Source organism: Pseudomonas sp. MHK4 (genome assembly GCF_054600775.1).
Window position 1 is genome coordinate 192,087 of sequence record NZ_BAAIAK010000006.1, and the last position, 14,017, is coordinate 206,103.

Consider the following 14,017-nt stretch of genomic DNA (forward strand, 5'->3'; position numbering starts at 1 on the left):
CTGTAGGCGCACCCCAAGCAGAGTTAGCGGTATCACTAAAACTTAGGCTTGAGCCAGCCACTACTGCTCCACTGGCCACGACGGCGCCCGTTAAGTTTCTAAGGAAGGAATAACTACCCACTTGATTGAAGGCAACGGATGAAGCCAAGTTATTGGTGGTGATAACTTCATCCCAGACACTCCACGCATTCGTAACGTAGATTCGTTCAAACTTCCGTCGCGACCCCCAATATGTCAGTGTTTGGTAAATCACTACTGTAGATAGATTCTTTACCTCCAACAGTGCATCACCAACAATTGGCATGTTTCCTGAGCCACTCAGTATGTAGTACAAGCCAGAAGGTCTTACACCATTTGCATCGGAAATGGTTTGTAATGTAGTGCCCGTCATTCCCCAGCCAAATGCTCCGGGCATTAACAGAGCCCCTGCTGTAGCGTCATGCGACGATGTTTGCACTGCGCGAGTGGAGCCATTGCCTAGCCCGAGCCCCGCTCTCGCGCTCGCCGCATCGGTGCCACCCGTCCCGCCCTTGGTAAGAGGCAAGATGTCGAAGTTGCCGGTGGTCCCCAGGGCGGCCATCTTGCTGCCGAACTGGTTCACCAATGCCCGCAGAGTATCGGCCGAGTCTTTGACGTAGCCCTGCATCGGTGCCAGCGCATAGACGCCCGCTGCGGTGGTCGCCCCCTGATAGTTCGGCGAGATTGCCAGGGCCGTGTCGCTGGCAATATTGGTGATTTCATACCAGCCCCCATCCGGGCCGCGGAAGGCATCACCGACACGGGCATTGGCAATAAACGCGGTGCCCGCGCCAATGACGGAATTGGAATTTTGGGTGACAGAGACTGATCCCGATTTATACCAGGGCAATTGAATATCTCCAGAAAGTGTTCAGGCCAGTAATTTGGCGCAGAGGAATGCCGGCGTTTATCGCCTAGTAGTTAAGTGCCAGGGAGTCGAGCAAAGATCGCGGCGGGCTGACCGTTATCCGTCCATGGCCCCGCTCCCAAAGCCACGACATACGTCTGCAGCCTGTTTTCTGAGTAGTTAAATCTGACGCCTAAGTTGAGCCACCCGGCGTTCTGCGGTCTAAGTACGCCACGTGAAAATGGGTTAATCATGAAGTATTCATCAGACGCAAGCGCGGCTACCAGTTCATTTCTGTAATAGAACTGAGAGCCAATCGTCATCGGAACACTCCCTTGATAACTCCAAGAATGGTTGGCTTTGGTGACGATAACGGGAACGGCACCTGAGTCGTAACAGAGCGAACCGTCTGCTGCCCACAACCGCAGGCCGTAGGCGCTCTTAGCCAGTGATGCGAACACCGCAGCAAACCACTTACCCAAAGGCCGCCAAGTTACGTTAGCCGCCTGTATGTTGAAGCCTGTCCAATTACCAGGACCACCATCGATTGTTGTTTGCCAGTAAATATCATTCGGTCTAGACGGGTCATTCCTTATAAAAATACACGGAGGCTCGCTCGTCGTAATGGGTGACGGGAACGTGACTCTAGCGTAGTGGTCGCCAGTGGCCTGATATGTTCCATTGTAAAGTGCGCACAGCCTTGGAGTTTCAGAGTCAATCTGGACATAATTACTCCCATTGATTGCCATTAGCCCAAAGCTCAATTTTTATACCTCATCACTAGAAGTCGGAACTGAATAGCCGAACCAATGGATGCGCTTGGCTCGGAAGGGTTGCGCGATCTAATCGTTACAACCCCTTCTGCCACTGACTCATAAGGCATGGCGTTCAAACTGTTTTCCGCCGAAGCGGCTTGTGTTGGAAGAATAGCAGCAGCGCAGGTAGATGGACTAAACCCCGCAATGGGGATTGTTAGAACCTGATTCACCGCCAACTGATACAGTCCATTGTGAATAACTTGATACGTGAAGTTGTCTGTGTCGAGCTCAGGAGTGCCATTGGCACTCCAAGTCCTCAGTCCATATGCCATTTTTTACCCCAGATAGCCAAGCCGGACACGCAACACATTGTTGGCGTCGTAGACCGAGACGTTCTGCGAGTTGATCACCAGCCGCCCCTGTCCCGGGACAATGCCGTTGATCTCTAGCGTTCCGTCTTTATAGAGAACCCAGCCTTGCTGGCCGGCGATGTAGTTGGTGGAACTGATGTAGCTGCCGATCTTGGCATTGGTGATGGTGCCGTCCTGAATGAACGCAGAGTTCATGAAGACCTGGCCGCCCTGCACTGCAAACGGAACCGAAAGGGCACCGCCAGCCATGCTGTTGACGACGGCAAACCGATCTGCGGCGACCAGAAACTGGCTTTGCAGTCCAGCACCGGTGTTCTCGATGCCCAACCCGGCGCCCGCGGCAACATACTTGCCGTCGGCAGTGACCTGCATCTTCACCGACCACATCACGTTGAGCTTTCCGGCGGTGTCGGCATAGGCCGTTGACGTCTGCTGGATGGCAGCCGTGTTTTGCCCTGCCGTTACAGACAGCTGATCAATCTTCGTCGCCGTCGCAGACTGATTGGTCGCAACCACCTGTTCCAGCTCGGTGATGTTGGCCGTGTTCGCTCCTATCTGGGCCTCAAAGCCAGTGAGCCGCTGCGCAAAGGCTTCAGTTTCAGAGGTGCGAACCTTGGATTCCGAAGCGATTTCGGCGGTACTGGTCCAGCCTTTCAGCGCGTCCGCCAGATCGCCTTCCCCGTTGTCGTCTCGCGACGATGCTTGAAGCGCCTGAAACGCTGTGGCCTGGGCGGTGACCTTCCCTTCCGTGGAAGTGACCCGCGTATCCAGCGAATTGAGCGCCGTCGCCTGACCGCTGTTGACACCCTCGACATCGCCCACCCGGTTTGTCAGTTGCGTGAGGCTGTTGCCTTGACTGGTGAGCGTGGTGCCTTGTGAGGTGACGGTGCTGCTCAGCGAGCTGATGGCCGCGCTCAAGGCTTCCGCGTTGCGCTCGTTCGAAGGCGCGTAGGCCGTGGCGACAGAACCTTCCTGAAACTGGACGTTGTCCACTTCCATCCACATGTCCATGGTCCCGCCGCTGCGGTTGAACATCCGGCCGGCGTAGATGCCGCCGAATGCTGCACCTGCCGGAGCCACCCCAGTGAGGACATAGCGGGTGAACGTCGTGGTCAGTGCGACCTCAGCAAGCGTCATCGTGCTGAGCACGGTGCTGCCCGCAGCGTCGAGGAACTGCACGTAGGTCGCCAAGCGTACCGTTGCAGCCGAGCCTCTGGCCCACACGCTCAAGGTGTACGGCTGACCCGGCGTGACCTTCGGCCGGGCGGCCTCCAACGAGTTGAAGATCACGTCGGAATACTGCCCGTTGGTGGCGGCCAAGCGAGTGATCCTTAGCGCCTTAGTGCTGGATGGCAGCGCCGAATCCACAATGGATGGCGTTGGCACGGCGGTACCGCCGACGCTCCAGTTCAGGGGGCGAGTGGTACTGCCCGCTGCCAGCGTCTCGAACGAGGAGTTCGGCAGCAGGTTGTCGCCGCCAATGGCGTTCAAGCTGTTGGTCAGCGAGGTGATCGAACTGCCCTGACTGCTGATCGTCCCTTCCGCCGCCGTCACTCGAGTGGTCAGACTACTGACCGCCGAGGCATCGGCCTTGGTCGCGACCTGCGACAGCGCGGAGGCCGCTGCAGCCGCTGCATCGGTGGCCACCTTATCGGTCACCGCGACCCACGCCGAGCCGGTCCAGCGCTTCGGCGTGTTCGCCCCGCCGGTGATGTCGATCCACAGGTTCTGCGCCAGCTGATCGGCCGCCGCCGGTGCGCCGGTTTGCACGATCACCTTGCCCTTACCGCCGGCCAAAGTGTTCGCCGCGTTCGCTGCTGTCTGCGCGGCAGTCACGTTGGTGTTGGTGGTGGTCAGGCTGTTGTTCAGCGAGGTGATCAACGACGACTGACTGGTGTTCACACCTTCGGCCGCTGCCACCCTGGCATCCAGCGCCGACACGGCAGATGCGTTAGCCAGGCTCTGGTCGAAACTGTTACCCGTAACGAACGGCGACGGATCAGTTACGCCGTTGACCACCGGCTCGACCATGATCTGATCCAGCCAAAGCACGCGACCGGTAACGTTAGAGCGGTTGGTCTGGATACTCAGCTGCGCCTTGTCGCCGCTGAAGCTGCCGGCGTTGGACACGTCCATCACGACCGAATATCGCGCCCAGGTATCGGTCACAGTCAGCAACGTGGCTGGACCGGTATTGAAGCCCGAGCCTGCCGCGTTCAACACCCGCAGGTAACTGGCAATCTGATGCCCAGCCACGCTGGCCCGAGCCTTGAACGACACGATGTATTTCTGCGCCTTGAATGACATGTTGCAGCCGGCCGCAGTCAGCGACGGGCCCAACGTAACCGTCGTGTTGGTGGTGTTGGTGGACTCGACCCGCAAGGCATAGCCGCGCAGGGTCGCCGCGTCCGCCTCTGTAGTCACCGTGAACGACCCTGTAGTGGTCACTGGCGCAGACGGCCCGAACACCGTGTACTCAGCCGGCAGCAGGTTGACCCCGCTGGCCCCAAGCCCCCCAATCGCCGCCTGAACACTGGTCAACGCAGCACCTTGCGCCGTCAGGCTGTCGCCCTGTTGACTCACGGTGTTGCTCAATGCCGACACGCTGTCCGCGCTCGCCTTGGTGTTGGCCACCGACAGGGCATTGGCGGCTGCCGTTGCCGCATCGGTTGCCACCTTGTCGGTCACCGCGACCCACGCCGAGCCGGTCCAGCGCTTCGGCGTGTTCGCCCCGCCGGTGATGTCGATCCACAGGTTTTGCGCCAGTTGATCGGCCGCCCCCGGTGCGCCGGTTTGCACGATCACCTTGCCCTTACCGCCGGCCAAAGTGTTCGCCGCGTTCGCTGCCGTCTGCGCGGCATTCACGTTGGTGTTGGTCGTGGTCAGGCTGTTGTTCAGCGAAGTGAGCGAGGCGCTCTGACTGGTCAGGATTGTGCCCTGCTGAGTCACGGTGCTGGTCAGCGAGCTCAAGGCATCCGACGTGGCCGCCTGATCGGATGCCAGCGCCAGCGTGCTATCTCTCCAGCCCGACACGGCCGACCCGAGTTCCAGCTGGGCGCGGGTGAATTCCACGAAGCCAGCTGTGACGCTGCCGCCGAAAATGCGGAAGAACGACGTGACCTTCGCGGTGTTGGCTGGCAGGTTCGCAAACAGCAGCGTGGCGCGCTGGGTAGAGCCGGTGGCCACGATCAGCGACGTGGACGGTACCGACAGCACGTTGCCTGCCGCGTTGTTGGCTTCCAGATAAATCCGAACCTGCAAGCCTGCAGTCGCGCGGAAGTAAACGGACAGCGCGACAGAGGTACCCGCCTGCACAGCCGGTCTTACCGCAGCGACCGGGATGATCGAGCGGTACAGGTTGGTGTCGTTCAGCCCGGTTACGTCGATGCGCTGGGCGTTCTCGCTGGCGTTGATCCACGACGGCACCAACGAGTAGACGCCGGTAGAAGCACCAGGCGTGATCGGTGTGTTGACAGCCCACCCATCCGCCACACCGGTAACGCTGCCCAACTTGACGAACGCTGGGTTGTATAACAGGTTCTCGCTACCTACATCGCCGATGCTGTTGGTCAGGCTGACGATCGAGCTGCCTTGCGAACTAATCAGTCCCTCTGCAGCGGTGACCCGTGTACCCAGGCTGGTGACCGCCGAGGCATCTGCTTTGGTCACGACCTGCGACAGTGCCGAAGCGGCCGCAGCGGCAGCGTCGGTGGCGATCTTGTCCGTTACGGCGGCCCAGGCACTGCCGGTCCAACGCTTCGGCGTGTTTGCCCCGCCGGTGGTATCGATCCACAGATTCTGCGCCAACTGATCGGCCGCCGCCGGTGCGCCAGTTTGCACGATCACCTTGCCCTTGCCGCCGGCCAAAGTGTTCGCCGCGTTCGCCGCGTTTTGCGCGGCAGTCACGTTACCGTTGGTGGTGGTCAGGCTGTTGTTCAACCCGGTGATCGAAGTGCCTTGGCTGCTGATCGTCCCTTCCGCCGAGGTTACCCGGGTGGTCAAGCTGGTCAGCGCTGCCGCATCGGCCTTGGTGTTGGCCACCGACAAGGCGTTGGCGGCTGCCGTTGCCGCATCGGTGGCCACCTTGTCGGTCACGGCTGCCCAAGCCGAACCCGTCCAGCGCTTCGGCGTGTTCGCCCCGCCAGTGATATCAATCCACAGGTTCTGCGCCAACTGATCGGCCGTCGCCGGCGCAGCGGTCTGCACGATCACCTTGCCCTTGCCGCCGGCCAAAGTGTTCGCCGCGTTCGCCGCGTTTTGCGCAGCAGTCACGTTACCGTTGGTGGTGGTCAGGCTGTTGTTCAGCCCGGTGATCGAGCTACCCTGGCTGCTGATCGTCCCTTCAGCCGCTGTCACGCGGCTGTCCAGGCTCTTGACTGCCGAGGCATCGGCCTTGGTGTTGGCCACCGACAAGGCATTGGCTGCCGCTGCCGCCGCATCGGTGGCCACCTTGTCCGTCACCGCTGCCCACGCCGAGCCGGTCCAGCGCTTCGGCGTGTTCGCCCCGCCGGTGATATCAATCCACAGGTTCTGCGCCAACTGATCGGCCGCCGCCGGCGCAGCGGTTTGCACGATCACCTTGCCCTTGCCGCCGGCCAAGGTGTTCGCCGCGTTCGCCGCGTTTTGCGCGGCGGTCACGTTACCGTTGGTGGTGGTCAGGCTGTTGTTCAGGCCGGTGATGGCCGTGCCTTGGCTGGTATTGACCCCCTCGATGCTGGTGATTTTGGTTTCAGTGGTGTTGACCCGAGCAGCCAAACCGTTCGACTCGGACACTACTTGACCAACATCCACCCAATAGGTCGCATTCGGCGGCGACTTCGCGCCGCTGGCATCCGCCGGTACCGCGATTTTGGCTTGGTACAGACGATCACTCAGGCGCGTTGAGGCGCCGGCGGCGTAGGCTTTGTCCTTCTGGTATTCGGCCGACTTTGCGAGTGTGGAGACCTGATCGATTTGCAACTGAAGGTCGGCTTGAGTTTCGCTGAACGCCTGCTGCGCTTCGCTCAGCGCGACTTGCCCTTCGTTCACCAGCTCCTGCAGGTGATCCGTGACTTCGCCGATTTGCTCGCCCAGCTCATTCACTCGATTGTTGACTGATCCCGGCAGAGTTGATGGGCCGTCAATCAGCTCGATCCGCCCCAGCAGATGCTGGCCGAGGTGAGAATCCGTTATTTCCCCCTCCAGCGCATCCAGGTAAGCACCGACGTCATTCGACGTTGATGCGGGTACGTACAGAAATGCGCTTTTGCCATAAGCATTTGACGACCGAACGAAGTAGTAATAGTTGGTGTAGAAGCCGAGTCCGGTATGAGTAAAGGAAAGACCCTGCCCCAGATACACCGCATCATCCGGGTCAGATGCTGGAACCGTGCTGAAGAAGTACTCATAAGTCCCGCCATTCAGCCCGCGCAAGGTGTTGGACGGAATCAAGGTGATCGAATCAATCGATGACTGCACCACACAGGCTTCAGGAATGGGCGGACCATTCACGCTGACTGAAATAGTCGCCTCGCCCGACCGAGCCATCGGCCCCACCGCCGCCACACTCATCGTGTAGCTACCCGAAGGCAAGCCATTGATAGCCCGCTCGGTGGACGTCGCCGGAACATTGTGCGATTGGATCGCGGTCGCACCCTGGCGAACGATGACGATGTATTCCTTCACAATGCCGGACGGAGGCACCCAGGAGAGGATGCCCTGTGTCACCTCGGCCGATGCATCCTGCGTCCACTTGAGGTTTGTGGGAGAACCCAGGCCACCGGTCGGTAGGTTGATAAAGCCGATCGGATTGTAGGGCTGGCCAACTGCATCACTGAAAATGGCCGGCTCATACTGCGCCACCGAGACACTGCAGCCATCTTTATCACCCATCGACCAATTGGTGACGATGAACTCCCCCAGGATGTTCAGCGACGGCAGGTTGACCCTGATGACCCGACCAGGCCGGCAGTTGTAGCCGGAAAGGTTCATGGGAATGCTGATGGTCCCACCCGCCCGCCGGCGGCGCAGTTCGATGTTTGCCAGGCGCTGAGCCTGGTACGGATCAGTGACATAGGAGAAGGTCAGCGTCTCCGCCGCCTCCCCACCGTCTTCGACAACCCACTGATCCACTTGCACTTCGGGATAGTCGGTTTCGGTCCAGGACTGCGAAGGGTCAATGAAGGTGCCGCGCACCGTGTTGATGGCAGAATCGTTGGTTGGCTCGGTGCTGCCAGTGATGGTGCCCACCACCATGTCTTCGGTGATCTCGAAATCATACGGACCGTAGTACGCGCCCGTCTGGAGCATCCAGCGACCACCTACACGGATAAGCTTGCCCGCGCACGCCGCCTCAAGTTTCTGCAATACACCTGTGCGTTGCTCGTCAGCGCCGATTACGCAAGATGTCCGGTAGCGCGGACTGGCCGATCCGTCAGCGTTGGTGACCGTCTCATCGCAGACGTTGGCTGCACTGGCAAAAGTCGAAAACACAATCTCATCATCCGGCACACCGCAGCGCGTGCGCAGGTACCAGAGAATGTGCAGCGCCGTGTTTGCGGAATACCCGGATGTCCCAGTGCGCGGGTCATAAATATCGTTGCGGCCACGAACCACGAAACGCGCATCCGGAATGCCCGATGGAAACTTCTCGGCGCTGTACCGGAAAGACACGCGCACGAACGAGAGCCCGCGGCCGATCTGGCTTTCCTTCCACCCCGGGCAATTGGCAAGAAGGAAGGCGTTTACTTGCGTTGGATTGACGACCAGTTCATAGCTGGCGAACTCGCCGAATGTACCGATCTCCTCTTCGCCCAGGTAGATATTTTCCAGCGCGTCGATGCCGCCCTCACAGAGGACGTAGACCATATGCAACCATTCGCCGTCTCCGACAGTGCCGGACTGCTCCTGGCCCCAGGCAAGCACGCCACCGGTTGCAGCACGGCCCAGGATGAAGCGCACTGGAGCCTTTGAAGAGCGCAGTGTCTGCGCTGAGGGCTCGTTGTCGCGAAGTGGCGATTTGGTGTTGAGCTTTTCCTGCTGCTCGGCAGCATAAAAGGCCAGGCCGGCACCGATGATCGCACCGACAATATTGCCTTGAGCAAAACCAATTACCGCGCCGACGGCAACTTGGGCAAGTTTTTTTACGCCAGAACTCATTCAACCCTCCACGCGGCCAGTGGCGCGCACTCAACCCGGGCGACACCGTCTTCAGTGGTTGCCCAGAAATCACCTGCCCAGAACACGGCCATACTTCGGCCGCCAGGCGCGTCGTACAACACCACGTCACCGCGCTGAATGAAGGCCAGGGACACCCGCGTAAAGCAGGCATCCCATGCCGCTTCAAGGCTGCCGTGCTGTTTCCTGAGCTGCCGCTTTGCTCCCCGCTCGGTCTTGTATTTGCCGCGGTACTGCTCGGCAGGATCGACACCGCACACAGCAACAGTGCAATCCGCGGAAAACAGGCAGCAGTCAAATTCGCCCCATGAAAAAGGCCGCCCGTGGGCAGCCTTGATAACGTCATGAAGACGCGTGGTCCAATCTCTATGCCGCATGGTGTCTACTCATAGGTGAATGTCGGTGCGTCCTTCTTCGACCCCCAGTAAATGGGCCACTCGGACATCTGGGCGATGGCGTAAAAGAAGCGGTCGCCGTCATGACGCGCACGGTGGTTTTCGTCGGTGAACCGCTCGGTACCGGTACGGCTCCACTCGGCCATACGGTCGATCACCGGAACGGCGATGCTGTTGCCTTCCGGACCATTACCAGCAAAGGAAAACTTGGCGGCATCCATGCGCCCCGAGAAAAGGATGTCAGCGGCATAGGTGCCGTTCTCGTCGAACACCACGAATATCACCTTGGCCAACCGCCCGCGACAACCGCGCACATTGGTCTCGGACAGGATGTACGCATCGAGGCCGCTCAACGTCAGCTCAACCGACATCGGCGAGCTTGAGTTGTCGCTTTCCTGGGACTGACTCACCTCGCCGAAATTGCCGACTCCCAGATAGGTAATGCCGTCGATGACGAGATCGCCGGTACCGGTATGTGCGAAGACCATGCCGTCGACAAAGTCCAACTGCACGGCATAGACGGGCATGAACTTGCCGGTGGCGATGATGTTCACCACGCTCTGGCTGAATGGGAATGCTGACGGCATCAGAAAGCCTCTCGAAACTGAAAGCTGCCGTTGGCCACGACGGGCTGAACAGTCAGCTGATTGGTGTCATCCACTCGGCGCATCTCGGAATAGGGGTTGCGATACTCCACGGCAGCCCCGGGCGTGATAGCCCGGCGAATCCGTTTGTTGAGAAACACCTGAACCCGTCCCTGAACGTTCGATGCGGCGTCGTCCACCACCTCAAACATCTCACCGGCGATGGAGATGTAGTCGCCAAAAGAAAAGACCTTCTGGTTCGGCGTCACCCCACCCAAGATCATGTTGGTGGCTTGGGCATTTGCTGTGGCCACCACCGGTGCGCCAATGTTGTCGGACCTGGTACGCGTGAAGGCAGGAATATTCACCGTCCCAAACATGCCCTGAAGGCGGCCCAGCAGCGCCGTTACTTCGCGCTCGTCCTCATCAAACAGGCCATCAAAGCTGAGCGTGCACAACCAGTAGGCCCCCGGATAGCCCATGATCTGCTGGGCGTTGGACAGCGTCGACGTGAAGGCCCGGTTGTTGTAGACCATGCCCCAGGTCATTTGCGACGGCCACAACGCAGCCGGCCAAGCGATAGCCATGAAGTACTCCTACAGCCGTTTACCGGCGATTGATTAGCTGACGGGCGGGGCCGTTTTGTTTGAGGTCCTTGAGCACCATCTGGTAGCCGCCTTCGGCACCACGTCGCGCCGCCTCCTGGATACGGGCGAGCGTGGCTTCGTCAGCATTGCCCTGTACGGTGATGTGCTGCGTGATTCCGCCAACGGACACTATTGCAGCGGATTCAGCTGCTGACGCCTCTGATCCACCAATGGCCCGAACGCCGAGCGACCCATCAGCCGCCCGAGTGAGCGGCATGATTGCCTCGGGGCCGGCTTCCGCGAAGATGCCGGCGCCCTTGGCGAAGGCGAAGGTCTGCGGTGTGTCGTAGACACCGCCAGAATACGATGACAGGCTCGCAGAGCTGTAGACACCACCTTTGGCGTTGGCCACCATCGCGCCTTCGCTGAAGCCGGTCATGGTTCCGCTGCCAGCCCCCCAGCCCGTGAATGCGCTGAATGCACTGCTGAGGAAACCGGCAGCGGCTTGCCGAACCTGAATTCGAATCAAGTCCTCGATAATCGAGTCAGCCATATCCTTAAAGGACAGCTTCCCCGTTTTAACGAAGTCGACGATGCCATCCTCCAGCCCACTAAAGGCACTGGTGAACATTTGCTTGGTTTGGCCGGCAACATCAGCAGCCTGGTCAACGTAGTCCTGCAGTGCATCCGACGCACCGTTTGACCAGTCGGACTGGGCGGCATCCACCTGGCTGAAGTAGGTCTGTTGGGCAGCCAGCCGCTTGCCGAGCTCATCCTGCAGAACTTTCGTCTCGCTGGCATAGAGCTCTGGCGAAATCTGTCCGGTGTTGCGTTGTTCGTTCAAGCTGGCCAAGTCAGCCGCGTACTTTTGTCGAAGCGCCAGATCCGCACGCATCCGGTCGCGGGCCTTGTCGCCCATGCCGATGCCGGCCAATTCCTGATCGAAACCGTCCTGTGTGGTCTGCGTACCAGTGGCCTGCGCCGCCTTGAAGGCCGTCAGCTTCAGGTCGTCTTCATTGGCCTTCTTGATCTTATTCAGCGCGTCGAGCTCGGCGGCCATGCCCAGCAGGCGTTTTTTCTGCTCCTCGGTCAGCTTGCCGAGTTTGCCTTCCTGCAGCTCGAAGGAGAGCTTCGCCACCTCGGTGGCATCCTTCTGCTTTTCGCCAGTGGTGTTGATCAGCTCGATCTGACGTTTGTAGCTTTCCTCAGTCGACTCAAACGACTTGAGTTGCTGCTTGGCGGCTGACTCGCCTTCGCTGGCGTTCTTCTTTGAGGCCTTGGTTGCGGCATCATCCGCCGCTTTCTGGGCGTCTTTGGCAGCAGCAGCCGAACGGATGGCGACGATCATGCCTTCCGTGAGGTCAGTGTTTTCCTCAATGAATCGGTTTGCGGCATCCAGGCTGGTTTTGTCCTGAGCGGCGCCGAGTTGCTTCTGCAGTTGATCGAGGTATGCCTGGCCGACACCCGCCGCTTTCGCTTTGGCGGCTGCGTTTCCGCGCTCTGCACGCGTATTTTCGTCAGTCTCGCCGGTCAGGGCCGCAAAGGTCGCTCGTTGTTTATCAAGCTCCGCAGATAGCTCGGTGACGGGGCGTTGGCTTTCCTCAATGGCCTGCGCCATCGACTCAGTGACACCAGGCATAACACGGAGCTGGTCAGCGACGGCCTTCCAGTCGACAGTCATACCGGTCGCCTGATCTTTGGAAGCTTTGCGCACCAGTTCCAGTGCGCTCTGCGCCTCCGCCGGCAGCGGTGCCAGCCCTGTCATTAGACCATCGGCGCCGGCAGCACCGATGTTCCGGAGATCATTCTCGAACTGGTCAGCGATAGCCCCGGCTTTCTGCCCGAGGCGAGATTGCATGTCGTCGATTTCCGACTTCAACTGGCGAAGCGTGACCGATTGAGTGGCCCGATTCAGCGCACCGAAGCGCTCGATCAGCTTATCGATAGGGTCGGCGAGATCACCGAGCTTATCCTCCAGCACGCTGGTGTTATCACGCAACGTCAGAAATGCCGTGGCCGCACCAATGGCGAGCGCTGCAATTCCTAACGGCCCGCCAAGGACGCCCATAATCACGCCGCTGGTACGACTCAATCCGGCCTGAGCGACAGCTACGGCGCTCGTTGCACGCGCCTCCACCATCCTGGCCTCGGCCAACTGGATCGACATTTGAGTCTGTACCGCTGTGCCACGCGCCGCGACGGCCTCTCTTTCGGCCAGAACCACCGAGGTCCGGGCCTTCTGCTGCTCGGCCTCAGCGGCGAGCAGAACAGCCGCGGCTTGCGCCTTTCGTGCGGCAGCATCTTTAAATGCGGCATACGTCGCCACGGCGGCGGTATTCGCGGAACTCACCCCGTACCGGGTCAAGGCAGCGATAGCCGAAACAATGGCAATATCTGCCAAGGTTTCGAAGTTGTTGCCTAGGGCACTAATCCCCCTGCCCAAGACGCCTGTGAAATCAGCTGTCTCGTTCAGCCTGCCCATGTAGACGGTGAATGCGTTCGAGAGGTTCTGCACCGCATCGCGAACTGCGATGCTCATGCTGTCCGCCAATATTCCATTTGCCTCTGCGGACTTCTGCAGGCCTTCGGTCAGAATATCCAGGCTGAGCTTACCCTGTGCCCCAAGGCTGCGGATCTCTTCGGCTGTTTTCCCTGTGGACTTTGCAATCGTGTCGACCACTGTCGGCATGGCTGCGAGAATCGACTGCCAGCCGTCAGCTTCGACCTTGCCGGTTTGCAGCGCTTGCGAATAGGCGTCGATGGCTGAGCTGGCCTTGTCTGCCGTCGCCGAATTGGTCACCAGCAGGAAGCTGAAGCTGTCCATCACATCCAGCGCCTGGCCGGTGTTGTAGCCCATCGACTTCAAGCTGTCAGCGGTCCGGATGTATAGCTCTTGCGCTTCACTCAACGGGCGATAGGTGCGCTTCGCGGTCTCCAGCAAGCGCTGCTGCACCAGGTCGTATTCGCCGACACTGCTGGTAGCCATGCCGATGCGGTCGGACATCTGTCCGTAGGAGTCTGCCGCTTCTACAATCCTGCCGATGGCTGCGACGCCAATTGCCGCGCCAAGGGCGTTCTTGATCAATCCAGCGGCGCTTTCGGCGCTTTCACCAGCACGATCAAAGGCTTCGTCTACTTGCCCCAGGCTCTTATCGATTTTGCCGGACGCCTGGGCCACGCTGGAGTCAGCCCGCGCCATCTCTTGACGCAACTGTGCAGTAGTTGCCTCAATGCGAACCAGCATCCCCTGCACATCTGTGTCTGCCATGGTTTTCTCCTGGCACAAAAAAGCCCGGCGCAGT

5 protein-coding genes and 1 pseudogene are annotated in these 14,017 nt (G+C 59.7%); all 6 read right to left on the reverse strand.

Translation table 11 applies throughout. The features are described from left to right. Positions 1–480: 480 nt before the first annotated feature. Positions 481–868, reverse strand: a pseudogene (locus ACYP2Q_RS17315) (tail fiber domain-containing protein); the annotation flags it as partial. A 1,090-nt stretch (positions 869–1,958) separates the two neighbouring features. Continuing rightward, entirely contained in the window at positions 1,959–9,131 is a 7,173-nt protein-coding gene (locus ACYP2Q_RS17320) for a phage tail tip fiber protein (protein WP_459731602.1), read from the reverse strand. After that, positions 9,128–9,526: a DUF6950 family protein gene (locus tag ACYP2Q_RS17325; protein ID WP_459731603.1), complete on the reverse strand. Its 399-nt coding sequence runs from the start codon at positions 9,524–9,526 to the stop codon at positions 9,128–9,130. The genes ACYP2Q_RS17320 and ACYP2Q_RS17325 overlap by 4 nt, the downstream gene beginning before the upstream one ends. 5 nt (positions 9,527–9,531) lie before the next feature. After that, the gene (locus ACYP2Q_RS17330) at positions 9,532–10,131 is read right to left on the reverse strand and encodes a hypothetical protein (protein WP_459731604.1); all 600 of its coding nucleotides are present in this window, start codon (positions 10,129–10,131) and stop codon (positions 9,532–9,534) included. Next, a complete protein-coding gene (locus ACYP2Q_RS17335) occupies positions 10,131–10,715 on the reverse strand; it encodes a hypothetical protein (RefSeq protein WP_459731605.1) in 585 nt (194 codons plus the stop codon). The genes ACYP2Q_RS17330 and ACYP2Q_RS17335 overlap by 1 nt, the downstream gene beginning before the upstream one ends. 19 nt (positions 10,716–10,734) lie before the next feature. Next, a complete protein-coding gene (locus ACYP2Q_RS17340; RefSeq protein WP_459731607.1) occupies positions 10,735–13,983 on the reverse strand; it encodes a phage tail tape measure protein in 3,249 nt (1,082 codons plus the stop codon). Positions 13,984–14,017: the final 34 nt, after the last annotated feature.